General features: G+C 72.8%; 19 protein-coding genes. 11 read left to right on the top strand and 8 right to left on the bottom strand.

Annotated elements, in window-relative coordinates:
* Positions 1 to 11: 11 nt before the first annotated feature.
* Both ACFFRH_RS25500 and ACFFRH_RS25495 read left to right on the top strand, forming a co-directional pair.
* Complete coding sequence (locus ACFFRH_RS25500) at positions 12 to 1,469, top strand: MFS transporter (RefSeq protein WP_386160031.1); 1,458 nt, start codon at positions 12 to 14, stop codon at positions 1,467 to 1,469.
* A 331-nt stretch (positions 1,470 to 1,800) separates the two neighbouring features.
* Entirely contained in the window at positions 1,801 to 2,814 is a 1,014-nt protein-coding gene (locus ACFFRH_RS25495; protein ID WP_386160029.1) for an enolase C-terminal domain-like protein, read from the top strand.
* 44 nt (positions 2,815 to 2,858) lie between these two features.
* On the opposite strand, the gene ACFFRH_RS25490 is transcribed toward ACFFRH_RS25495, so the two are convergent.
* Positions 2,859 to 4,328, bottom strand: coding sequence for an LCP family protein (locus ACFFRH_RS25490; protein WP_386160027.1), 1,470 nt, complete (start codon positions 4,326 to 4,328; stop codon positions 2,859 to 2,861).
* 331 nt (positions 4,329 to 4,659) lie between these two features.
* Between ACFFRH_RS25490 and ACFFRH_RS25485 the strand changes: the two genes are divergently transcribed.
* Positions 4,660 to 5,598 (top strand): alpha/beta hydrolase, encoded by a 939-nt coding sequence (locus ACFFRH_RS25485; RefSeq protein ID WP_386160025.1) that lies wholly within the window; start codon positions 4,660 to 4,662, stop codon positions 5,596 to 5,598.
* Between the two features lie 99 nt (positions 5,599 to 5,697).
* Here the strand turns inward: ACFFRH_RS25485 and ACFFRH_RS25480 are convergent, their stop codons facing one another.
* Positions 5,698 to 7,215: an alpha/beta hydrolase family protein gene (locus tag ACFFRH_RS25480; RefSeq protein ID WP_386160023.1), complete on the bottom strand. Its 1,518-nt coding sequence runs from the start codon at positions 7,213 to 7,215 to the stop codon at positions 5,698 to 5,700.
* 142 nt (positions 7,216 to 7,357) lie between these two features.
* Between ACFFRH_RS25480 and ACFFRH_RS25475 the strand changes: the two genes are divergently transcribed.
* Together ACFFRH_RS25475 and ACFFRH_RS25470 are read left to right on the top strand one after the other, a co-directional pair.
* Positions 7,358 to 8,485, top strand: a complete 1,128-nt coding sequence (locus ACFFRH_RS25475; protein WP_344749171.1) for an exonuclease SbcCD subunit D — start codon at positions 7,358 to 7,360, stop codon at positions 8,483 to 8,485.
* Positions 8,486 to 12,442, top strand: coding sequence for an AAA family ATPase (locus tag ACFFRH_RS25470; protein WP_386160021.1), 3,957 nt, complete (start codon positions 8,486 to 8,488; stop codon positions 12,440 to 12,442).
* Between the two features lie 85 nt (positions 12,443 to 12,527).
* On the opposite strand, the gene ACFFRH_RS25465 is transcribed toward ACFFRH_RS25470, so the two are convergent.
* Positions 12,528 to 13,589 (bottom strand): DUF418 domain-containing protein, encoded by a 1,062-nt coding sequence (locus tag ACFFRH_RS25465; RefSeq protein ID WP_344749173.1) that lies wholly within the window; start codon positions 13,587 to 13,589, stop codon positions 12,528 to 12,530.
* A gap of 111 nt (positions 13,590 to 13,700) precedes the next feature.
* On the opposite strand from ACFFRH_RS25465, the gene ACFFRH_RS25460 reads away from it, so the two are divergent.
* The 3 genes from ACFFRH_RS25460 (at position 13,701) to ACFFRH_RS25450 (ending at position 17,262) form a co-directional block, all read left to right on the top strand.
* Complete coding sequence (locus ACFFRH_RS25460; protein ID WP_344749174.1) at positions 13,701 to 14,852, top strand: sensor histidine kinase; 1,152 nt, start codon at positions 13,701 to 13,703, stop codon at positions 14,850 to 14,852.
* A gap of 106 nt (positions 14,853 to 14,958) precedes the next feature.
* Positions 14,959 to 15,630, top strand: coding sequence for a response regulator (locus ACFFRH_RS25455; protein ID WP_344749176.1), 672 nt, complete (start codon positions 14,959 to 14,961; stop codon positions 15,628 to 15,630).
* A 105-nt stretch (positions 15,631 to 15,735) separates the two neighbouring features.
* Positions 15,736 to 17,262, top strand: a complete 1,527-nt coding sequence (locus ACFFRH_RS25450) for a serine/threonine-protein kinase (protein WP_386160018.1) — start codon at positions 15,736 to 15,738, stop codon at positions 17,260 to 17,262.
* Between the two features lie 148 nt (positions 17,263 to 17,410).
* Here ACFFRH_RS25450 and ACFFRH_RS25445 read toward each other — a convergent pair whose 3' ends face one another.
* On the bottom strand, positions 17,411 to 17,620 hold the full coding sequence (locus tag ACFFRH_RS25445) for a DUF397 domain-containing protein (protein WP_386160016.1): 210 nt from the start codon (positions 17,618 to 17,620) through the stop codon (positions 17,411 to 17,413).
* The gene (locus ACFFRH_RS25440) at positions 17,611 to 18,441 is read right to left on the bottom strand and encodes a helix-turn-helix domain-containing protein (RefSeq protein WP_386160014.1); all 831 of its coding nucleotides are present in this window, start codon (positions 18,439 to 18,441) and stop codon (positions 17,611 to 17,613) included. Before ACFFRH_RS25440 ends, ACFFRH_RS25445 begins: the two co-directional genes overlap by 10 nt.
* Positions 18,442 to 18,594: 153 nt before the next feature.
* On the opposite strand from ACFFRH_RS25440, the gene ACFFRH_RS25435 reads away from it, so the two are divergent.
* Positions 18,595 to 19,086, top strand: a complete 492-nt coding sequence (locus ACFFRH_RS25435) for an ATP-binding protein (protein WP_386160012.1) — start codon at positions 18,595 to 18,597, stop codon at positions 19,084 to 19,086.
* Positions 19,087 to 19,163: 77 nt separating this feature from the next.
* Here ACFFRH_RS25435 and ACFFRH_RS25430 read toward each other — a convergent pair whose 3' ends face one another.
* Positions 19,164 to 19,556: a VOC family protein gene (locus ACFFRH_RS25430; protein WP_386160010.1), complete on the bottom strand. Its 393-nt coding sequence runs from the start codon at positions 19,554 to 19,556 to the stop codon at positions 19,164 to 19,166.
* 420 nt (positions 19,557 to 19,976) lie between these two features.
* Between ACFFRH_RS25430 and ACFFRH_RS25425 the strand changes: the two genes are divergently transcribed.
* Positions 19,977 to 20,858, top strand: coding sequence for a DNA-3-methyladenine glycosylase family protein (locus ACFFRH_RS25425; RefSeq protein ID WP_386160008.1), 882 nt, complete (start codon positions 19,977 to 19,979; stop codon positions 20,856 to 20,858).
* Positions 20,859 to 21,022: 164 nt separating this feature from the next.
* Here ACFFRH_RS25425 and ACFFRH_RS25420 read toward each other — a convergent pair whose 3' ends face one another.
* Both ACFFRH_RS25420 and ACFFRH_RS25415 read right to left on the bottom strand, forming a co-directional pair.
* Positions 21,023 to 22,186, bottom strand: a complete 1,164-nt coding sequence (locus ACFFRH_RS25420) for a cytochrome P450 (protein WP_386160006.1) — start codon at positions 22,184 to 22,186, stop codon at positions 21,023 to 21,025.
* An 88-nt stretch (positions 22,187 to 22,274) separates the two neighbouring features.
* Complete coding sequence (locus ACFFRH_RS25415) at positions 22,275 to 22,892, bottom strand: TetR/AcrR family transcriptional regulator (RefSeq protein WP_386160004.1); 618 nt, start codon at positions 22,890 to 22,892, stop codon at positions 22,275 to 22,277.
* 122 nt (positions 22,893 to 23,014) lie between these two features.
* Between ACFFRH_RS25415 and ACFFRH_RS25410 the strand changes: the two genes are divergently transcribed.
* Positions 23,015 to 23,431, top strand: a complete 417-nt coding sequence (locus ACFFRH_RS25410) for an ester cyclase (protein WP_386160002.1) — start codon at positions 23,015 to 23,017, stop codon at positions 23,429 to 23,431.
* Positions 23,432 to 23,579: the final 148 nt, after the last annotated feature.

Raw genomic sequence — 23,579 nt, 5'->3', positions numbered from 1 at the left:
ACCGTCGACCCATGACTACCGTGATGACCGACGAGCCTCCTGCCGGGATATTCGCCCGGAGTCACCGTGCCCTGACGGTCGGGATGGTGGCCCTCATCTCCCTGGCCGCCTTCGAATACCTCGCGGTGGCCACCGCGATGCCGGTCGTGGCCGACGAACTGGACGGTCACGCGCTGTACGGGCTGGCGTTCAGCGGGGCGCTGGCGGCCGGGGTGGTCGCGACGGTGCTGGGCGGGTGGTGGGGCGACCTCAGGGGGCCGGTCGCGCCGCTCTGGACAGGAGTGGCGGTCTTCGCCGCCGGGCTGGTCGTCGCCGGGGCGGCGCCCACGATGGACGTGTTCGTCGCGGGCCGGTTCGTCCAGGGCTTCGGCGCGGGCATCCTGCAGGTCTCGATGTACGTGCTGGTCTCGCGGTCCTACCCGGCGGAGCTTCATCCCCGGGTGTTCTCGATCTTCGCGACCGCCTGGGTGGTGCCCTCGATGGTGGGACCCGCCATCACCGGCGTCGTGGTGGAGAACGCGGGCTGGCGCTGGGTCTTCATCGGGGTGACGGCGATCCTCCTCCCGGCGGCGCTGCTGCTCTGGCGCGGGCTGGCCTCGGCGCCGATGACGCAGCCGATGACGGAGCCGGTATCGGGCGCGGTTCCGGAGGGGGCGCCGGTGCCGGGGCGGTCGCCCGGCGCCCGTTCCCCGATCGCGCGCCGGCTGGGCTGGGCGCTGCTCGTCGCGGCCGGGGCGGCGCTCATGCAGTACGGCGCGTCGGCACTCACACAGTCCGGCGGTACGGCGTCCGGCACCGGGTTCGTCCTGCTCGCCGCCGGTCTGGCCATGCTGGTCGCGGCGCTGCCCCGGCTGCTCCCCCCGGGAACCCTGCGCGCGGCCCGCGGCCTGCCCTCGGTGATCTCCCTGCGAGGGATCGCCGCGGGCGCGGCCATCGGCGGCGAGGCGTTCCTGCCGCTGATGCTCAACGAGGAGCGCGGCCTGTCGCTGACCATGGCGGGGCTCACCCTGACCGGCGGCGCGCTGAGCTGGTCGTTCGGCTCCTGGGTGGTGGGTCGATGGCGGTTCGACCGGGTCCTGGTACTGCGCTCGGGCTCGGTGCTGATCGCCGTGGGCCTCGCGCTGATGGGGCTGACCGTCTTCGCCGTCGTCCCGGTCGCCACCGCCTTCCTCGGTGAGATGGCCCTGGGGCTCGGCATGGGCATCGTGTACCCGACGCTGTCGGTGCTCATCCTGGAGCTGTCGCCCCCGGGTGAGGAGGGGGAGAACAGCGCGTCGCTCGGTGTCGCCGAGTCGGTCTACACGGTCGTCGCGGTGGCGATCACCGGAGCGCTCCTGGCGGCCCTCGGCGCCTCCGTCTTCGTCTACGTGCTCTGCTTCGGGCTGGCGGCGCTGATGGCGGCCACCGGAGCCCTCGTCGCCGGACGTGTCCTCCCCGGCGTCATTCCCAGCGTCCTCCCCCGGGGCTGAGCCTTCCCGGTCCTCCCGGTCCTTCCACCCCCCGCCTCCACCCCCGCCCCCAAGCCCCCCGAGCCGGAAAAGCCGGAAGCACCGGGAGCGCCGGAAGCATCGGGAGCACAGGGAACGCCGGGAGCACAGGGAACGCCGGACCAGGTTCCCCCTCCGCGCCGGAGGCGTTCACCGGCCACCGTGGCACCATGGGAAGAACGCCGTTCTTCGCGGTGTTGAGGGGGAGTCCCGCCTCCGGGCGGGATTCGTGTTTCCAGAGCCCGGGTCCTCCGAGCCTGGGAAGTCGTCGGGGCCCGGGATCCTCCGGGCTCGGAGAGGTCCAGGGGGGTCCATGCCGCGCGTCCGTGAGCTTGAGGTGTTCCGGCTGATCCTGCCGTACGGCAGGCGGCCGGAGAGCATCCTCGTCCGGCTCACCGACTACGGCGGCATGACCGGGTGGGGAGAGGTCGTCGACGCCGACCCCAAGACCTGGGTCGCGCTGGAGGAAGGGCTCGGGCAGGCGCTGATCGGCGTCGACTGGGAGCACCCCGACGAGCTGGGAGCCGTCCCCGGAGGGTCCGCCGCCGACATGGCCTGCTGGGACCTGTGGACGAAGATGCGCGGGGTGCCGCTGGCCCACGCGCTCGGCGGCACCCGCACCTCCCTCATGGCCACCGTCAGGATCGGCGCCGACCGCAACCTGGAGAGCCTGGTCGCGCGGGTGAACCGGCACGTCTGCGCCGGATACGCCCACGTCACCCTGGACGTCCACCCCGGCTGGGACATCGAGCCGTTGCGCGCCGTCCGCCAGGCGTACCCGGCGCTGGGCATCGGCGTGGACGCCCGCGGCGCCTACACCGACATCGACGCCCTCGAGGCGCTGGACGCCTACACGCTCTCCGTCATCGAACGCCCCTTCACCGGTCTCGCGAGTCTCGGCGACCACGCCGACCTGCAGGAGCGCGTCGCCGCCCCGGTGTTGCTCGAGGTCGCCTCGGCCGCCGAGCTGGACGAGGCGATCACCGTGAGGGCGGGCCGGGCGCTGCTGCTCCGTCCCGCGGCCCTGGGCTCACTGCGCGAGGTGCGGCGGGTGCACGACCGCGCGGTACGCGCCGGATGGGAGATCGCCTGCGCCGGGGGTATCGGCACCGGGCTGGCCCGCGCGGCCACCGTCGCCGCGGCGAGCCTGCCCGGCTGCGGCCTGCCCTGCGACGTGGCCGAGCCGCCGCGCAGCGCGCAGATCGTCGACCCGCCGGTCGGCGCCTCGGGCGGCGTGGTGGCCGTGCCGCTCACCCAGGCGGGCCTTGGCCACCGCATCGACGAGGACCGGGTCCGCCGCCTGTCCAGGGAGTCGTACTCGCTCTAGCTCCACCGGCCGCGCGCGCCGACGACCTCGTCGCCGTGGAGGTGTCAGCAGCCGTCGGTGATGCCCTTGGGAGCGCCGGGGTCCGGCGTCCGGGATCCGGCTGTGGCCCTGGGAGTGGCGGGGGCGGCTTTGGGGGTGGCCTTGGGAGTGAGGCTGGGGGCCGCGGTGGCGGTGAGGGGGCGCCGGGTGACGGCCGAGGCGCGCAGGGCCTTGGCGGTGACCGTGCGGATCTTGCTCCAGTCGGGGTAGCCGGTGTTGATCAGCGGCGGGACGAACTGGACGCTGGTCACCTTCGCGTTCTTCACCTTCAGCGCCAGCGGGACCAGGTGCTCCAGCATCGGGCGCGGGATGTCGGTCCGCAGCAGCTCCTTGGTGGCCAGCGCGACCTGGTTGAACCGGGACAGCACGGTCGCCGGGTCCGACTGGGAGAGCAGGGCGCCCAGCACGCAGCGCTGGCGTCCCATCCGGGTGTAGTCGTCGCTGTTGGTGCGCGAGCGGGCGAACCACATCGCGTCGGCGCCGCGCAGCTTGCGGGTCCCTGCCTTGACCAGGCCCTCGTCGTACTTGCCGAAGACCACGTCCTGGGGAACCGTCAGCGTCACGCCCCCGATCGCGTCGATCAGCCGGGCGAAGCCCCACATGTTGACCAGGGCGTACCAGTCGATCTTCAGGCCCAGCGTGTAGCCGACCGTGTCGACGAGCGTCTTGGTGCCCTGGCCCTTGCGGCCCCCGAAGATCTCCGGGTGCGAGTCGGCGTACTCCCAGACCGCGAAGAGCAGGTCCTCGCGCGAGCCGTCGGGGTTGGCGGGGAGCCGGAACCCGGTGGGGAAGCGCTTCGCCATCGGGGAGCCGGGGACGAAGCGGACATTCTCCAGGTTGCGCGGCAGGCTCAGCAGCACGGTGTTGCCGGTCTTGACGTCCACGCTGGCCACGTTGATGCTGTCGGTCCGCACGCCCACCCGGTGGGTGTCGGCGTCGCCGCCGAGCAGCAGGATGTTCACCCGGCCGCGGCCCGCCCACGGGTCCTCCTCGCCGCCCCCGCCCGTGCCGTTCGCGGGGCGCGGGGTGGACGGGGCGCTGAAGACGTCGTTCAGTGCCGACTGCGAGACCGCCGCGTACTGCCCGGCCAGGCCGAACGGCAGGAGCACGGCCACCGCGAGCGTTCCCGCCACCCCTCCGGCGAGCGCCTGTGCCGCACCGGGCAGCGTGCCGGGGTTCATCACCACGAACGAGTGCACGATCAGTGCGAACCAGGCGACGCCGAGCACGAGGGAGGCCGCCACCGTGACACCGGTCAGCTCGGAGGAGGCGACCAGCCGTCCGGCGAGGGCGGCGAGGTCGGAGGTGAGCCCGACCCAGAGCAGGGCCAGCAGCAGCGCCGTGTACGAGCACAGGAGCACCAGCCCCGTCCTGCGCCATCCGGCACGCAGGTGCGCGGCGCCCGGGGCGATGGCGGCCAGTGCCGTCCAGCCGATGACCGCACCGACGCCGGGCGGCTTTGATCTGTCCCGCAACTGCTCCCCGTTTCCTCGCGCTTGACCGCCGCAGGGAGATGGTAGGCGGGCGAAACCAGGTCGCGGGCGACAAGTCGGTGAACAACTCGGGAAGCTAATGCTCCTATATCGCGTCATTTCTACAGCAATAAGAATCGATCATGGTTTTCGCTGGGATCGAATCACGGCGCCGCCGCGCCGATTCCCGGCCGGGCGTCCCGGCTCGACCCCGCGGTGAGCGTCACGGCTTTTCTGGAGAAACGCCCCCGTGGTCTCCCTCGCGGGATTTTCCCTCGCCCTCCCCAAGGGGCCCGCTGTAGTCGGACAATCCGTACGAACTACCCTGACCGTCATGCCCGACGTTCTCGGTCCCGACTACGAGCTCACCGTCCTGCCGATGGCCGATGACGACGAGGGGGCGGTGGTGGCCTCGCTGGTGCGTCGGCGTGCCGCCGAGCCCGCCCGCGGGGCCGTGCTCTACCTGCACGGCTTCACCGACTACTTCTTCCAGACCCACCTGGCCGACCACTTCGTCGCCAGGGGCTTCGACTTCTACGGGCTCGACCTGCGCAAGTACGGCCGCTCGCTGCTGCCGCACCAGACCCGCGGGTTCGTGCGCAGCGTCACCGAGTACTTCCCGGAGATCGACGAGGCGGTGCGGATCATCCGCGAGCGCGACGGGCACGGGTACGTCGTCCTCAACGCCCACTCCACCGGGGGCCTGGTCGCGCCGCTCTGGGCCGACCGGGTCCGCGGCCGGGGACTGGTCCAGGCGCTGGTGCTCAACAGCCCCTTCCTCGACCTCAACGTCCCGGCCCCCGTACGGGCCGCCGCGGACCTGCTGCGGGGGCAGCTGTCCAGGCTGCCCACCCGCGCCGTCCTGCCCATGGTGACCGCCACCGCGTACGGCACGAGCCTGCACCGCGGCCACCACGGCGAGTGGGACTTCGACCTGGAGTGGAAGCCCATCGGCGGGTTCCCGATCCACGCGGCCTGGATCGGGGCGATCCGCCGGGCGCAGCGCAGGCTGCACGAGGGCCTCCGGGTGGACGTGCCGGTGCTGGTGCTCTGCGCGGAGAAGGGCCTGCGGCTGCGCGCCTTCACACCCGAGGCCCGGGAGGCCGACGTCGTGCTCGATCCCGGGCGGATCGCCCGCTGGTCGACCAGCATCGGCTCGCACGTGACGTGCGTCCGGGTGCCGGGCGGCATACACGACCTGGTGCTCTCCCCCGAGCCGGTCCGCGAGCGCGTCTTCGCCGAGATGGACCGCTGGCTCGACGGCTGTCCCTGACACCGCGGACATCGGACCGCCCCACCCGGCGGTAGCGGCGCGGCCAGGGGAACGCGGCGCGGCCATGGAACACGGCCCGGCCAGGGGGCGCGGCGCGGCCTACCAGGGGAACGAGAACAGGCCGTAGTAGGCCGCGGCCACCAGCAGCAGGCCGGTGCTGCCCAGCACCCCGGCGATCGCGAAGCTCTGCGGGCGCGAGGGCTCCCAGCCCTCCCGCAGCCCCGACACGACGGCCGCCACGCCCGTGACCTCCTGCAGCAGCATCAGCAGCGCCAGGATCCTGATGACCAGCCACCCGGCGAGCACCGCGGGCCACGCCCCGGCCTGGTTGACCGAGAACAGCACGAGCAGCGTGATGAACGCCACCACCGAGACGAGCAGCCCGACCCCGGTCCACGCCATCCGGCGGAACCGCCGCCGGATGGGGGGCCAGATCAGGACACCGGCCTCCGCGACCGCCGCCCGGCCGCGCAGCCGCGCGGCCATCTCCGCCACCGGCCCGACCACGTAACCGACCACGGCCAGGCAGAGCGTCAGGCCGATCACCGTACCCCCGGCGTACCAGGGAGCGGCGGGAACGTCGCTCGCCTCCAGGCGCTGGACCGGCGTGGCACCGGCGATGTGCACCGATGGCGTGGCCGTGCCCGGCAGGCCCAGCACCCAGTTGGCCAGCGTCCGCAGGTAGTCGGGGACGAGGGGGCCGCCGTGGAAGCGCATGCCGTGGTCGGCGCGGTCGAGGTAGCGGATCGTGTAGGCGTCGTTACCGCCCTCGGCGAGCGCGTCGGTCAGCGCCTTGCTGCTCTCCACGAACGGGATCGAGGGGTCGCGCGTGCCGTACAGGGCGAGGACCGGCTGCCGCATCTCGCGCAGCGCGGGCAGGCCGTCGTAGCGCAGGAAGTCCGCGTCCACGGCGCCGATCGCGCGGATGAGCAGCTCGCGTACCCCGCTGGGAGCGTACAGCCGGTGGAGCTGCTCGCCCAGCGCCCACGTCACCTGCCGCATGGGGGAGACGTTGGGAGCCGACACCAGCACGGTGAACCCGACGGCGCCGCTCTCGTTGGCGGCGAGGGGCACCACCCAGCTGCCCTCGCTCACCCCCCACAGGCCCACCCTGGCCGGGTCGACGTCGTCGCGCGAGAGCAGCTCCCGCAGGACGCGCAGGGCGTCGCGGGCGAGGAGGCCGAAGTCGCGCTTCATGAAGTCGTAGCCCACGGTCCGCTTGTCGTAGACGAGGGTGACGATCCCGGCCCTGGCCAGCCACTCGGCCTGGGTCGTGAACTCGCCCCGCACCCCGGGACCCGCCCCCTGCACGAAGACCAGCGCCGGGTGCCGCCCTGGGGCCACCGGCGCGCGGATCGTCGCTCCCAGCGGCGTGCCGTCCTCGGCCGTGACGGTGACGTCCCGCGTGGTGATCTGCCTGTTCGAGGGGACGTACCGGAGCTCGGACGGCGGCTGGGGAGGGAGGGTCTGGAAGACCGGATCGACGCGCAGAGGGGTCGGGTCGAACGGCGGTGGCAGGGTGTAGCCCACCGTCGCGAGAACCACCAGGATCAGGCCGGAGGCGACGCTCAGGACACCGCGGCCCACCTGGACACTGACGCGATCCCCGATGGTCACTCGCCTCCGCGGTCGTCGTCGGTCCGGTATCGTGCCCTACGATCTTCAAGCGTACTCACCACCGGAAGCCCCGGCCAGAGCGGGGGATTCGCGTGACGCGAGTGGCCACATTTGTCGCTGAGTCCTGTTAGCTTCGTGCGACATGCGGGTGTTGCACACATCGGACTGGCACCTGGGCCGCTCGTTCCACCGGGAGAGTCTCCTGGCCGCCCAGGGCGTCTTCGTCGACCACCTGATCGAGACGGTCAGGTCGGAGCGGATCGACGTGGTCGCGGTCTCCGGTGACGTCTACGACCGGGCGCTGCCCTCGGTCGACGCGGTCGACCTGTGCAACCAGGCGCTGCGCCGTCTCGTCGACGCCCGGGTACGCACCGTGCTGATCAGCGGCAACCACGACTCGGCCCGCCGCCTCGGCTTCGGCGCCGACCTCATCGACGCGGCGGGCGTCCACCTGCGCACCGACCCCGGGCGGGTCGGCGAGCCGGTCGTCGTCGGCGACGTCGCCTTCTACGGCATCCCCTACCTGGAGCCCGAGCTGGTACGCGTCCCCTGGGAGCTGCCCGAGCGCACCCACACCGCCGCGATCGGGCACGCCATGTCCCTGGTCCGCGCCGACCTCGCGCGGCGCGGCCCCCGCTCGGTGGTCCTCGCCCACGCGTTCGTGACCGGGGGGCGGGGCAGCGACAGCGAGCGCGACATCAGCGTGGGAGGCGTCGCGCACGTCCCGGTGGGCGCCTTCGACGGCGTCGACTACGTGGCACTCGGCCACCTGCACGGCCGTCAGCGGATGAGCGAGACCGCCCGCTACTCCGGTTCCCCGATCGCCTACTCCTTCTCCGAGGCCGGCCAGACGAAGGGCTCCTGGGTGGTCGACATCGGTCCCGGCGGGTACGAGGGCGCCGAGTTCGTCGAGGCCCCGGTGCCCCGTCCGGTCAGCCGTCTCACCGGCCGCATCGACGACCTGCTGACCGCGCCCGAGCACGCCCGTCACGAGGAGCACTGGCTCCAGGTGACGCTCGTCGACCGGATCCGGCCCAAGGGCGCGATGGAGCGGCTCCGGGCCCGCTTCCCGCACACGCTCGCCCTGTCCTTCGAGCCCGAGGGCGGGGTCCACGAGACCGTGACCCGCGCCAGGGCGGCCGGGCGCCCCGAGATCGACGTCGCCCTCGACTTCGTCCGCGAGGTGCGTGGCGAGGCCGCCGATCCCGCCGAGACCCGGCTGCTGCGGGAGGCCGTGGAGTTCTCCCGGATGAAGGAGGCGAGGGCGTAGATGCGTCCGCACCGTCTGTGGATCACCGCTTTCGGCTCCTTCCCCGGTGAGGAGCAGGTCGACTTCGACGCCCTCGCCGAGGCGGGGCTGTTCCTGATCCACGGCCCCACCGGCGCGGGCAAGACCACCGTGCTCGACGCGCTCTGCTACGCCCTGTACGGCAGGGTGCCCGGCAGGCGCGACAGCGCCAAGAGCCTGCGCTGCGACCACGCGCCCCCGGGCCGGGGCCCCAGCGTGGCGCTGGAGGTCACGGTGAGGGGCCGCAGGCTGAAGATCACCCGGTCACCGGCCTGGCAGCGCCCCAAGCTCAGGGGCACCGGCACGACCAGGGAGAACGAGAAGGCCCTGCTCCAGGAGCTCGCGCCCTCCGGCGAGTGGGTGGGGCTGACGACCAGGGTCGACGAGGCGGGTGAGTTCGTCGGCACCCTGCTCGGCATGAACGCCGAGCAGTTCCTCCAGGTCGCGATGCTGCCCCAGGGAGACTTCGCCAAGTTCCTGCGCGCCGACGGCGAGGATCGCCGCAGGGTCCTGGAGCGCCTGTTCTCGGTGAAGGTCTACGCCACCGCCGAGTCCTGGCTCGCCGAGCAGCGCACCGAGGCGTACCGCGAGCAGCAGGCCCTCCGCAAGGAGGTCGACTTCGCCGTCAAGCGCCTGGAGGAGGCCGCGGGCCCCGCCCTCCTGACCGCGCTGGCCGACCTCCCCGAATCGCGGGGCTCGGTGGACCTCACGGACTCGACGGAATCCGTGAAGCCGGTGGAGTCCGCCGAGGACGACCCGCTGGGGTGGGCCCGGGCGCTTGAGGACCTCGCGCGCCTGGAGGCCGCGAGGCTGGGCGGGGAGGGGGCCGAGGGCGAGGCCGCCGTACGACGGGCGCGCGAGAGCCTGGAACGCGGCGCCGCGCTGGCCGACCGCCGGCGACGGCACGCCGAGGCGCTGACCAGGAGCCGGGCGCTGGAGGAGACGGCCGAGGAGCGGGCCGACCTGGAGACCATCCTGGAGGAGGCCGCGGCCGCCGACCGGGTGCTGCCGTTCGTCCAGGGCGCCGAGCAGCGCGCCGAGGCCGCGTCCAAGGCCCACCAGCTGGCCGCCGACGCCGTCGCCCGCGCCCTCCCCCTCCTGGGTGCTCCCGCCGACCCGTGGGACGTCGTCCGCGACAGCGCCGACGCCCATGGTGACATCCGTGACCACACGGATGCCGGTGCGGACCGCCGTCACGCCGTGCTCGGTCACCTGACCGCGCTGGAGCGTGACCGCCAGAGCGAGATCACCCGCCTGGGCGAGCTGCGCGCGGAGGAGTCACGCCTGGCGGGAATCGTCCGGGAGCGGGAGAGGGCCGCTCGCGAGATCGACGAGCTGGCCGCCGCGCAGGCGCAGGCCGACGCCCGCCTGGAGGTCCTGCCCGGTCTGCGCCGGGAGCTGGACGAACGCCTCACCGCCGCCCGCCTGGACGAGGCCCGCGTCCCCGCCGCCGAGTCGGCGGCAGAGAGCGCCGCCACCCGTCTCCGGGCGGCCGAGCACCGCGACCGCCTCGCCGCCGACCTGTCCGCCGCCCGCGCCGACCTCGCCACCAGGCTGGCCGCCTTTCCCCCGGAGGTCCGCGAGACCCTCGACCTCGACGAGGTCCGCGAGCACCTCGACCTCGACAAGGTCCGCGAGCACCTCGCCCCCGGGGAGGTCCGCGAGGTCCTCACCGCGAGGGAGAGGGAGTGCGGGCGGGAGCTGGCCGCGCTGGAGGGACTGCGGGTCGAGGAGGCCCGGCTGGCCGAGCTCGACGGGCTGATCGCCGCACTCGACTCCGAGCTCCCCGAGGTGGTCCGGCGGGAGGCCGAGGTCCGCGAGATCCTGGAGGGGCTGCCCGCCGCGTCGGCGGAGGCGTCCGCCAGGCTCGGCGAGGCCAGGGCCGCCGCCGCGGCGATCCCGGCCGCGCGGGCGAGCGCCGAGAGCGCCGCCGCGGTGCTCGCCGCGGCACGACGCCGCGAGATACTCCGCGTCGAGCTGGAGTCCGCGCGCGCCGCGCAGACCGAGGCCACCGACCTCGCCCAGACGCTCCGCGACCGGCACCTCGACATCCGGCAGTCCAGGATCGACGGCATGGCCGCGGAACTCGCCGCCAAACTCGTCCCCGGCCACCCCTGCGCGGTCTGCGGCTCACCCGACCACCCCGCCCCCGCCGCACCGGCCGACCGGGCGCCCACCGCCGACGACGAGCGCGCCGCCCAGGGCGCCTACGAGGCGGCGATGGAACGGCGCCAGGCCGCGGGAACCACCCTCACGACACTGGCCTCCCGCCTCGACGAGGCTCTCGCCGTCGCGGGAGAGGTGACCGGGGAGGAGGCCGGGGAGACCCTCGCCGAGACGGGCCGGACGCTGGAGGCGCTGACCTCCGCGGCGAGCGCCGAGCAGGACCTCGCCGCCGAGATGGAGCGGATCGCCGCCGAGCTGGACGGCGCGAGGACCCGGGCCGCTGAGATCGCCAGGCGGCTCACCGAGGGCCACGCCCGCCGTGCGGGCTGGCAGGCCGAGCGCGAGCGCCTCACCGCCCGCCTGGACGGCGCCCGGGGCACCGACCCCACGGTGCGGGCCCGCCGCGACCGCCTGGCACGCGAGGCAGCGCACCTGTCCGCCGCGCTCACCGCCGCGACCCGCGCCATCGAGGCCGCCGCGGCCCACCGCGAGGCGAGCGACCGGACCGACCTGGCCGTACGGGACGCCGCGGGCGAGCTCGCCGAGGCGGAGCGGGCACTGGCCGCGCTCCGCGAGTCGGCGGGGGCCGAGCCGGCGCTGGCGGCCGAGGCCGGGCGGATCGCCGCCGAGTCCGATCGTCTGGGGGAGCGCTCGCGCGAGCTCGCCGTCGGGCTCGCCTCCCGCCGTACGGACGTCGAAAGGCTCGGCGCCGACGCGGAGCGGCTGGCCGCGCGCATCGACGAGGCGCGCGGCCAGGACCCGACACTGGCCGCCAGGCTGGAGCGGCTGGCCGACGAGGCGGAGCTGCTGCGGGAGGCCGCCGAGGCGGTCAGGGACGAGCGGGTCACCGCCGCCGAGCTCGTGACGGCCCGCGACCGGGCGCTGGGCGCCGTCGTCGAGGCGGGCTTCCTCGGGCTCGACGACGCCCGCGCCGCCGTCCGCTCTCCCGCCGAGCGGGAGGAGAAGGCGACCCGGCTCCGCGAGCTCGCCCAGGAGAGCGCCGCGGTCGCCGCGATGCTCGCCGACCCCGAATTGGTCGCCGCCGCGGCCGAGCCGGAGCCCGACCTCGCGGGACTGCGCGACGCGCGGGACGCGGCCGACGCCGCCCACGCCCGCCTGCTGTCCGAGCGCGACCGGGGCGAGGCACGGCTCGCCCGGCTGGCCGCGCTCCGCACCGAGCTCGCCGCCTGCCTGCGACGCTGGGAGCCCGCCGAGGAGCGGCACCGCCTGACCGAACGGCTCGCCACCCTGACCGGCGGAAACTCCACCGACAACCGGTGGAAGATGCGGCTGTCGTCCTACGTGCTCGGCGAGCGCCTCAGCCAGGTGGTCGAGTCGGCCAACGAGCGGCTCGACCACATGTCGGGCGGACGTTACCTCCTGGAGCACAACCGCGACCGCTCCGCCGGAGACCGCAGCAGGTCCGGCGGCGGGCTCGGCCTGCACATCCTGGACAGCTGGACCGGCGTGGGCCGCGACCCGGCGACCCTCTCCGGCGGCGAGAGTTTCATCACCTCGCTCGCCCTCGCCCTCGGCCTGGCCGACGTGGTGAGCGCCGAGGCCGGGGGAGTGGACATCGGCACGCTCTTCGTCGACGAGGGTTTCGGCACCCTGGACGAGGACACCCTCGACGGGGTGCTCGACATCCTCGACGGCCTGCGCGACGGCGGCCGGGCGGTCGGCATCGTCAGCCACGTCGCCGAGCTGCGCACCCGGGTGCCCGCGCAGCTGCACATCCGCAAGGAACGCCGGGGCTCGACCGTCCGCCAGTGACCCGCCCGCCGTTCCCCGGCCTCGGACGACTCCGTACGATCCCGGACCTCCTTGGTGCCGGAGGCCCCGGACGTGAACCCGATGGTCAGGGGGCGCGGCGCAGGGGCGGGCGGTGGGCCCAGGTGGCCCAGCGCCAGAGCCATTCCAGCGGGCCCTGCCGGTAGCGGCGCAGCCAGAGCGTGGACACCAGCCACTGGGGGACGAGAACGGCTCCCGCGATCAGGAGCACCGTCGCCGACGACCAGCCGTCCGGAGAGCTGCCGACGAGGCGGGCGGCGACCAGGACGAGGAGCGTGGCGGACAGGTAGTTGGTCAGCGCCATCCGGCCCAGCGGCGCGAAGACCTTCCGCAACGCCTGCCGGAGCGGCGTCCTGAGCAGGAGCAGCAGGACGCACACGTAGACGCCCGCCATCAGCAACCCGGCGAGGCCGAACCAGGTGTTGAAGTACGGGTCGCCCGCCTCCGTCTCGACCTGCAGCCACACGGCGGGCACCGCCCCCGCCGCGAAGAGCAGGGCGAGCGCGGCCGGAACCCGGACGGAGTGCTCCGTCCGGTCGATCACGCCGTACCGGGTCAGCGCCGAGCCCAGCAGGAACAGCCCCGGCACCAGCGGCACACCGTTGCTGTCGAGGATCAGCGGCGTCGCGACGAGGACGGCGGCGAGCCCCGCGACGGCCCGGCGCGGCAGCCAGGTCGAGGGCAGCAGCACCACCAGGCCGACGACGGCGTAGATGGTGAGGATGTCGCCCCGCCACAGCAGGAACATGTGAGCCAGGCCCACCGCGAGCAGGACCAGGAGCCTGCGCAGCAGGAGCACCCGCGGGCGCGGGGCGTGGCGTCCCGCGAAGTCCAGCAGCAGCGAGAAACCGACGCCGAACAGCACGGAGAAGATCGGGAAGAAGCGCTGGTCGACGAAGAGCCCCAGCCCCAGCCAGGCGTCGTCCTCACCCGCCACCACCACGGACCGCGTGACCTGGGTGGTGTGGATCATGTGGGCGATCGGCTTGACGTTGGCCAGCAGGATTCCGCACAGGGCGAACCCGCGCAGCACGTCGAGCGCGGCGACCCGCGGCCGGCCGGAGGAGGTCGTCGTAGTGTGCCCCGGCCCGGTGGCCTCCGGCGTCGGGGGGAGCGTCTCAGGTGGCATGGGACCTCATCCTGAGGACTCCGGCCCGCTCCCACATCGGCGGAAAGCAGGGGAGGAACAGTACTTTCGGCCGGTACAGGCCGGCGGGGCGCCTCCCCTAGCCTGGACGCCGTGCGTGTTCCCGAGCGGTCCGAGGTGGCGGCCGGCGCCGGGCTCGGTGCCGTGTTCCGGTCCAGGGTGGCGGCCGGCGCCGGGCTCGGTGCCGTGTTCGCGGGGGCCGTGGCCTTCCAGGCGTACCAGGTCGCCGACAGCTGGGGCGCCGGGCACTCGCCGTTCGGCGCGGTGGTCGCGGCCTCGGTGTGCGCGCTCGCCCTGGTGCGCCGCCGTGACCCGCTGTGGACCGCCGTCGCAGGTCTGGCCGTGGCCGCGTTCGCCGTCCTCGTCACCCGCCTCGTCCACCTGCCCGCCGAACCCAGCCCCGCCGCGTCCCTGGGGCTCGCGGTGCTCGCCGGCTCCGCGGTCAGGACGCTGCCCGTCCGCGCGGCCTGCGCCGTGGCCGCCGGGGGAGCGGTCGTGGTGGCGGGCGGTTTCCTCGTCAGTCCCGGCTCGGCCGTGCCGGTGCTGAGCGGTCTGCTCTGGCTCACCGCCCTGACGGCCGGAGGCGGTCTCCGGCTGCTCGCCGTCAGACGCCGTGCCGTGGCCGAGCGGGTACGGCGTGCCGAACGCCTCGAACTGGCCAGGGAGCTGCACGACGTCGTCGCCCATCACATCACCAGCATCGTGCTCCAGGCACAGGCCGCCCAGCTCGTCACCGCCAAGCACCCGGAGAGGACGGCCGGATCCCTCGCCGACATCGAAACGGCGGGCTCGGAGGCCCTGGCCGCCACCCGCCACGTGGTCGGCCTCCTGCGCGACGCCGCTCCGGCCGCCGAGGGCCACGAACGGCTCGGCGAGCTGATCGAGGGCTTCGAGAGCCCCGGCCGCCGGGCGCACCTGCGGCTGGACGCCGAACCGGCCGACTGGCCGCCCCAGGTGAGCAGCACCGTGTACCGGATCGTGCGGGAGGCGCTGACCAACGTCTCCCGGCACGCTCCGCACGCCCGCGCGGTCACCGTCCGCGTCACCCAGCACGACAGGGCCGTCACGGTCGAGGTCGAGGACGACGCCCCGCGAACACCCGCCCGCCGCTACCGCCGCGCCGGGTACGGCCTCGTCGGAATGCGCGAACGCCTCGAAGCCCTCGGCGGCACCCTGACCACCGGCCCGCGCCCCGGCTCCGGCTGGTCCGTCCGCGCCACCATTCCCGTCGGGGAACGGCGATGACGTCGCCCGCGCCTGTCAGGGAGCGTCGATGCCGGACGGTGCTGTTCGTGTCCGCCGGGGGGCGTCGCGGTCAGATGATGTCGCCCGAGCCCGGCAGGGGACGCGGATGACCATCCGGGTGCTGCTCGCCGACGACCAGGCGATGATCCGGGCCAGTCTGCGGATCATTCTCGAAGACCAGCCCGACATCACCGTGGTCGCCGAGGCGGGTGACGGTGTCGAGGCGATCGAGCAGGCCCGCAGGACGCGCCCGGACGTGTGCCTGGTGGACGTCCAGATGCCCCGCCTCGACGGGATCGAGGTCGCCCGCGCGCTGGCCGACGCCCCGACCAGGGTGGTCATGGTCACCACGTTCGACCTGGACGAGTACGTCCACGGCGCGCTGCGCTGCGGCGCGGCCGGATTCGTGCTGAAGGACGCGGGTCCCGTCCTGCTGGTCGAGGCCGTGCGGGCCGCGTACACGGGGGACGCGCTCATCTCGCCGTCCATCACGCTGCGACTGCTGCGCCACCTCAGCGGCCGTGGAGCCCGGACCGATGCCCTGACCGATGCCCTGACCGGGGCCCGCGTGCCCGCACAGCCCCTGACCGCGCGGGAGACCGAGATCGTCCAGGCGATCGGCAGGGGACGCACCAACCAGGAGATCGCCGACCAGTTGTTCATCTCGCTGAGCACGGTCAAGGGATATGTGTCGGGCATCATGACCAAGCTCGGCCTGCGCAACCGGGTCGAGATCGTGGCCTGGGCCTGGGAGAGCGGCATGACGAACACCGGGTGACGGCCCGCGACCTCAGGACTCCGGGAGGACGATCCGGTAACCGGTAGACATCAGATGCGGTGATATCGGTGACATGCAGGATCAATCATCGGGTAGGCATGCCCCATGTCTTCTTCGCGGTACGAGGGATCGTTGCTGGCCGGACGTTACCGCCTCGTGGCCGGGCTGGGCAGAGGCGGCATGGCGACGGTGTGGCGCGCCCGTGACGAGCTCCTCCGTCGCGAGGTCGCGGTCAAGGAGGTCACGATCCCGGACCACCTGCCCGGGCCGGAGCGCGAGGTCCTGCTGGAGCGCACCATGCGGGAGGCGCGCCTCGCCGCGCGGCTGAGCCATCCCAACATCGCCGCGGTGTACGACGTGGTGCGGGCCGACGACCGTCTGTGGATCGTGATGCAGCTCGTACGCTCACGCAACCTCGCCGAGGTGATCGCCGAGGAGGGGCCGCTGCCCGCGCCCGCCATCGCTCGCGTCGGGCTGGAGGTGCTGTCGGCGCTGGAGGCCGCCCACGCGGCCGGAATCATGCACCGCGACGTCAAACCCGCCAACATCCTGCTCACCGATGACGGGCACGCGATCCTGACCGACTTCGGGCTGGCCACCGCCGTCGACGAGGACGTGTCCCTCACCAGGACGGGGATGGTGGTGGGCACGCCCGCCTACATCGCCCCCGAGCGCGCCGGAGGCGTCACGTCGAGTGCCGAGAGCGACCTGTGGTCCTTCGGGGCCACCCTGTACGCCGCCGCGGAGGGCCGCTCCGCGTTCGGGCGCAGCACCGCGCTGGCCACCCTCGCCGCCGTGCTGACGGCCGACCCCGAACCGTTCCGGCACGCCGGACCCCTGGCACCCGTCATCGCCGGCCTGCTCGACAAGGATCCCGCCCGGCGCACCGACGCCGTCCGGGCCAGGAAACAACTGGGGGAGGTGGCCACGCTGTGGGAGCGGGACGCGCACAGCACCGTGGCGCCCTTCCCCGCCATTCACGTCACGGTACCGGCCGCCGACCCGGGCCCCATCGGGCTCTCCAAGGCCGACCGCCGTTCCACAGGTCGGCGCTTCCGCGAAGACGCCGACCGTCGTTTCCCGGGCCGTCTCCCTCGTGAGGGTGCCGACCGTCGTTTCCCGGGTCACCACCTTCGCGAGGAGGCCGGGCCCACCTCGACCCGTCAGTGGGTCACCAGGCGTCGGCGCCCGTCGGCCGGTATCGCGGCTCTGACCGCCGGCATTCTCGCCACCGCCATCGTCACGGTCACCGTCGCGGCCACCACTGGAGGGCGCGCCGGGGAGTCGGGCTCACCGGCGCGGGTCGCTCCTTCCGGCGCCCCCGCCGTCACGACGCCACAGCCCACCCCTGCCCCCGAGGCGATGCGGGTGACCGACGAGCCACACCTCACCGCCACACCTCACCGCGGCGGGCGGACCGATGCCGCCGCCGCGCGGACGGCCGCCGGATCCTCCGGGGCCGGTGCTTCCGGGGCCGGTGCTTCCGGGACCGGTGCTTCCGGGACCGGTGCTTCCGGGATCGGCGCGAGGGAGGCCAACCCCAACTCCAACAAGTACAAGACCAAGAACAAGAACGGGAAACACAAGTCGGCGCAGCGCGGGAACGGTCAGGGAAACGGCAAGGGTCATTAGGTCCTGCTTGCTGGATCAGGTGGCCGCGTACCGCGAACATGGGTCTCGACGAGGTCAGGTGATTGTTCCACCGTGCTCGAACCGGAGCCGGGGGCCGGACCTCGTGCCCGCGCCCGCGAGCAGGGCCCGGCCCCGGCGGCTCGAACGGTCAGCCGAATTCGCCGTTCTTGACGCCGTTGATGAAGGTGGTCCATTCGGTGGCGGTGAAGACGAGTGCGGGGCCGGTGGTGTCCTTGCTGTCGCGGACGGCGCGGCGTCCGCCGGACAGTCCGGCGACCTCGACGCACTCGCCGCCGTTGCTCGCCGAGCGGGTGGACTTGGTCCACGTCGCCTCTGCCAGTTCCCGGTTCAGGTCCATTTCCTGGTCGTCTCCTTGATCAGCTTCAGGGACTCGCGCTGGGACAGCGCCTCGACGCGGATCGCCTCGTACCGCAATGCTAGGACGGCGACCTCGTCGGGGCGATCGGTTACCTGACCCGCACCGGCCGACTCGATGTAGGCCGCGTTGACCACACCCCTGCGCGCGTGCGCGAGGACGAAGCCTCCGCTGATGCCGGTCGTCGTGCGGGCGTCGAGGGGGAGGATCTGGATCGCGATGTCGGGCCGCTCGCCCACCTCGGCTAGGTGCCGGAGCTGCGCCGCCATCACGCCGTCCGCGCCGATGGGGCGGAGCAGGACACTCTCGTCGAGGACCGCCCAGAGCATGGGACGGTTCGCCCGGTCGAGGATGGCCTGGCGCTCCATCCTGGCTGTCACGTACTCCTCCAACTGCTCCGGGGTGATGCGGGGCTCGCCGCGCACGATCGCCTCGGCGTAGTCGCGAGTCTGGAGCAGGCCCGGAACGATGAGAGGCTGCCAGGCCCGCAGGGTCTCGGCCTCTCGCTCGATCTCGATCCAGGGCCTGAACCAGTCGGGCAGCTGGCTGCCCACGTGGCTGACGAGATCCCACAGGTTCGTCAGGGCGCCGTCGAGCTTCAGGACCTTGTCGATCTTCTCGGTCATCTCCCGTGGAGCCTTCCGATGGGTGAGCTCCACCATGCTCACCAGGCTGACCGACCACCCGATGCGATCGGCCAGCTCCTTTTGGCTGAGACCTGCCTCTTTGCGGCGCCTGCGGAATTCTGCGGCGAAATATTCCTTTGGGGAGACCGTGGAGCCGATGCCCGGGGGGATGGTCATTTCTGTCCTCTCGTGAACACACACCCGTTCCTGTGAATACACGCCCGGCTCCACATATCCGTGTAGTGACCGTGCGTTCGGAGTCACTACCGACAGTAGTGGTTGTTTGGGATTCTTGGAATACCCGGAGGGTGGTTGCCGGGGCTCGGGTCAATGAGGCGAGAAAGCCCGGAGGGCGAAAGGGCGTTCACCATGCAAACGGCGAGAAAACTGGGGGAGATCTTCCTGCGAAGGGAACCTGAATCGGTTTCACGTTCACGCGCGATGGTGCGCGAGCTCCTCGGTCCCGATCACCCCGCCTACGAGCGGGTGCGGCTCGCCGTCTCCGAGCTCACCACGAACGCCGTCGAGCACTCCACCCCCGGCCCGGTGGGCGACCTGGTGATGGTCGTCCTGAAGGTGGTCGACGACTTCGTATACGTGGAGGTGACCGACCCCGGTTCCGCGTCCGGCAAGCCGTGTCTGAAGATTCCTTCCCCGGACGCGGAGGACGGGCGAGGGCTGTTCATCGTCGACGAACTGTCGGCGGGAAATTGGGGCGTCCGCGACTTCGGGGCGGTTGGCCGTACGGTGTGGTGCGCTATTCCGGCCGAACCCACGGCCTCCGTGGAAGAGGCCGCCGTTCTCGGCGTACGGCCGGAATAGCGAACACGGTATCCCGCGATACGCGTCAATCAGCGTAAAACTCGAATCCCACACTCCACAAGCACGGTGTGTACGCCCTAAGTGTCTTCGCCGCTGTCCGTGTAAAGGCAGAACGGGTGCCCGGCGGGGTCGAGGAGGACCCGGACGTCGTCCTGCGGCTGGTGTGCGGCGAGTGTCGCGCCCGTCTCGATCGCGTGGGTGACCGCGCCGTAAAGGTCACCGACCTCCAGGTCGAGGTGCATCATCATCTGCTGCGAGCCGTCGGCGTTCGGCCAGACCGGTCGTACGTAGTTCGGTGACGTCTGGAAACCCAGGTACGTGACCCCGTCGGCCGGTGCGACCGTGGCCCAGCCGGGCTCGTCCTTGGTGATCTTCCAGTCGAGAAGTCGCGCGTAGAACCGCGCGAGTTCCTGTGCGTCGGGTGCGTCGAGTACCACACCCCAGTAGTGAGAGTCCGTTCGTCCGCGCATGGCTGCGTCCTGCCCCGAAAGCCGCTCGGATCACGCGGGGCGCGGGCATCGCGGGCATCGGCGGCATCGAGTGCCAGGTGGGGAAGCCGGCGAAGCCGGCGAAGAAGGCGCACGCTCTTCGTGGAAGGCACGGGCAGGACGGTTGCCGCTCTCGTGGACACTGCAGGTATGCATGACGAGAACTCCAGGTCAGGGGAGCGCGCCGCCCAGGCGGGGTCTGGCGGTGAGAGGCACTCATGGTCAGAGGGGCGCGCCGCCCAGGCGGGGTCCGGCAGTGACGATCACTCCCGATCAGGGGGCCGCGCCGCCCGGCCGGGACCCGGCCGCGAGGATCGCCCCCGGCCGGGATCAGGCTGTGAGGACTACGCCTTCCCCGTTCCGGCGCCGTCCCGCGAACGGCCGCCGCCCAGCCATGGGACGGTGTCGTTGCGGCTGCCGTTCCGGGCTCCGCTGTGTCCGGGCAACCTGTTCGGGCATCTCGCCGCGACCGCCGTGCCCGGGGTGGAGGAGTGGCGCGACGGCGCGTACCGCCGCACGCTGCGCCTGCCGTACGGCCACGGCGTCGTCACCCTGTGGCCGATGCCCGACCACGTGGGCTGCCGCCTGACCCTCGGTGACCGCCGTGACCTCTCCACCGCGATCAGCCGGTGCCGGAACCTGCTCGACCTCGACGCCGACCCCGTCGCCATCGGAGAGCGCCTCCGCGCCGATCCGGTGCTCGCGCCCTTCGTGGACGAGCACCCCGGCCGCCGGGTGCCCCGTAGCGTCGATCCGTTCGAGCTGGCCGTACGCGCGGTGCTCGGCCAGCAGGTGTCCACCGCGGCCGCCCGTACCCATGCCGCCCGGCTGGTCATCACCCACGGCGAGCCGATCACGGATCCCGAGGGAGGTCTCACCCATCTCTTCCCCACCCCCGAAGCGCTGGCCTCGCTGGATCCTACGAGGCTCGCCCTTCCCCGGACGCGCCGCGCGACGCTCACCGGCCTGATCGCCGCCCTGGCGGCCGGCGAGATCGACCTCGGGGCCGGAGGCGACCGGCGACGAGCCCGCGCGCGACTCTCGGCGCTTCCCGGACTCGGGCCCTGGACCGTCGAGACCATCGCGATGCGGGCCCTCGACGACCCCGACGCCTTCATACCCACCGACCTCGGAATCCGCGTCGCCGCGGGCAGGCTCGGCCTTCCCGTCACCCCCGCGGCGCTCACCCGCCACGCCGACGCCTGGCGGCCCTGGCGCGCCTACGCCGTCCAGTATCTCTGGGCCACCGGCGACCACCCCGTCAACCGGCTCCCCGAAGCCTGAGACCAGCCGGGATCAGGTCGTGCGCTCGGCGACGAACGCGAACGCGAACGCGAACGCGAACCCGCGACCCGGCCGATCGGGCGCCTCGCGCACGTCCAGCACCCGATAGCGCGTGATCGGCGGTCACCGGGCGCCGGTCTCCACGGACGCCCGGTGGCCGCGGATCACCAGGCGACGGGGAACGCCGACAGGCCGTACACGACGTTGAACGAGCGGAACTCCGGCTCGCCCGCCTCGCGCAGCCCCGGGAAGCGTTCGAACAGGGCGGAGAACGCGACGCGCATCTCCATCCGGGCGAGCGGCGCCCCGATGCAGTGGTGCGCGCCGTAGCCGAACGCGACGTGGGCCAGGTCGGGCCGTTCGATGTCGAACCGGTCCGGGTCCTCGGTCAGCGCCGGGTCACGGTTGGCGGCCGGGAGCGAGACCACCACGATGTCGCCCTTCGCGATCGGCACCCCGGCGATCTCGGTGTCGGCCACGGCCACCTTGGTGGCGCCCTGGTGGACGATCGTCAGCCAGCGCAGCAGTTCCTCGACCACGCCGTCGACCTTGGCCGGGTCCTCGCGGAACAGGGCGAGCTGCTCGGGGTGGCGCAGCAACGCCAGAGTGCCCAGACCGATCATGTTGGCCGTCGTCTCGTGCCCGGCCACCAGCAGCAACCCGCCGATGCCGACCAGCTCGTCGGTCGTCAGGTCATCGCCGTGCTCGCGGACCAGCATGCCGAGCAGGTCCTCACCCGGTTCGGCCCGTGCCCGCCCGACCAGCCCGGCCATGTAGGCGCTCAACTCCATCTGCGCCTTCCCGCGCTCCTCGGGCGGGCGGTTGAAGTCGAGGAGGGTGGCGCTGAGGGCCTGGAAGTCGTTCCGGTCCCCGTACGGCACCCCGAGCAGTTCGCAGATGACCAGCGACGGGATCGGGGTGGCGAACTGGGAGACGAGGTCGGTCGGCGCGCCGGTACGTTCCATCGCGTCCAGATGGTCGGCGACGATCTCGCGGACCCGGGGCTCCAGGCGGCGGATGCGGCGCATCGTGAACTCGGGGGTGAGCATGCGGCGCAACCGGGTGTGGTCAGGTGGGTCCATCATCAGCAGCGCGCCCGCGCGGAGACGCTTGGCCTGCTCCTCGCTCATCGGAGGCAGGTTGATGCCGCTGGCGTAGCTGAACAGCTCGGCGTTCCTGAGCACGGTGCGCACATCGTCATAGCGGGTGACCAGCCAGGCCTGCGGGCCGTAGGGCGTGGGAACGCGCTGCAGACCGGGTTGCTCGCGGGCGACGGCCAACTCGGGATCGGGGTGAAACTCCTGGCGGCGCATATGAAGGGGCAGCATGTGGTCTCCTGGGGGAATCGGCTACCCCACAAGATCTCGCCAATGGAACGATCATGCAATCCCGGCCGGCCGGGCCGTCGAACGTCGCTTACCGGGGTCGTAGCCCGTCGAGGATGAGCTGGGCGATGTGCGCGGAGCGCTCGCGGCTGGTCTCCGCGCCGGCGTGGCGGATCGCGGCGAAGGCGCCGGCGACCAGTGCCATCACCTCGTCGACGGTGAGGTCGGTACGCACGGCGCCGGCCGCCTGTGCGCGATCCAGCAGGTCCGCGACGTGGCGCGTGAGATCCGCCGCGACATCCGGGGCGGCGGTGCGCAGGTCGAACTCGGCGGCCACCAGCGCGCTCTTCACCGCCACGTTCTCGGCGCCGGAGGCCATCATCTGGGACAGCAGCGTGAACAGGGCCGCGGGATCGCCGGTCGCGGCGAGTGCTTCCGCTCTCGCCACCAGTTGCCTGATCTGGTCGGTCGCGACGGCGAGGTACAGCGCCTCCTTGGCCGGGAAGTGCCGGTGGACGGTGCCGGGGCCGACGCCCGCGCGGCGGGCGATCTCGTCGAGCGAGACGCCGAGACCCTCCGTCGCGAACAGCTGCTGCGCGGTCCGCAGGACCCGCTCGCGATTGCGGCGCGCGTCGGCCCGCAGCTCGCGGTCGCTCCCGTGAGCTGCCGCCGGGCTTGCCGGGGCTGGATCAGGCGGCTGGCTGGACATGTCGGAATCAGTATAACCGGGGCGTCGCACCGTATAGTGTGGCCATAACCGGGGCGGCGCACCGTTTAGAGTCCGTGCCGCCCACCACGACCCGATCTGGCAGCCACGAGGAGACCACGCCGATGACCACACACGAGGACACGAGCGCCCTGGTGCGGCGGATGCAGGAGTGCTTCAACAGCCGACGATTCGACCAGGCCGCCGACCTGCACACCCCCGGCTTCTTCAGCCATCCGCTCGGCACCACGGGCTTCGAGGCGGGCAGGGACGCCTGGCGCGCGCTCGTCGCCCGGTTCCCCGACATCCGCGTCGTCGCCCAGGACATCCTGGTCGACGGCGACAGGGCCGCCGTCCGCTCGACCGTCGAGGGGATCGCGGCCCCTGACGGCGACGCGCGGCCCACGCTGTTCGAGATCTTCCGCATCGACGACGGCCGGTTCGCGGAGATGTGGGGGGCCAGCGCGGGATTCCCGACCTCGGCCAGCCCGGAGGATTTGAGCCGCCCGGAGCATGGTGTGCACGATGGCGCGATCCCGTAGCGGCCGGGCGTGGCGGTGCGTGGCGGCAGAGCTCGCCACGGTCGCCGCGGTGGTGCCGGCAGGGGGCCGCTCACCTTGCCTGAAGTGATTCTGCGGTGATCCGGCCCCTCGGCCGAAACGGCCGAAACGGCCGAGCCGGGTGCCTGGA

Origin of the sequence: Streptosporangium vulgare, from assembly GCF_042428775.1 — a bacterium.
GTDB classification, from domain to species: Bacteria; Actinomycetota; Actinomycetes; order Streptosporangiales; family Streptosporangiaceae; genus Streptosporangium; species Streptosporangium vulgare.
The sequence above is the reverse complement of the archived record's forward strand: the minus strand, read 5'-3'. Positions and strand labels throughout refer to the sequence as shown.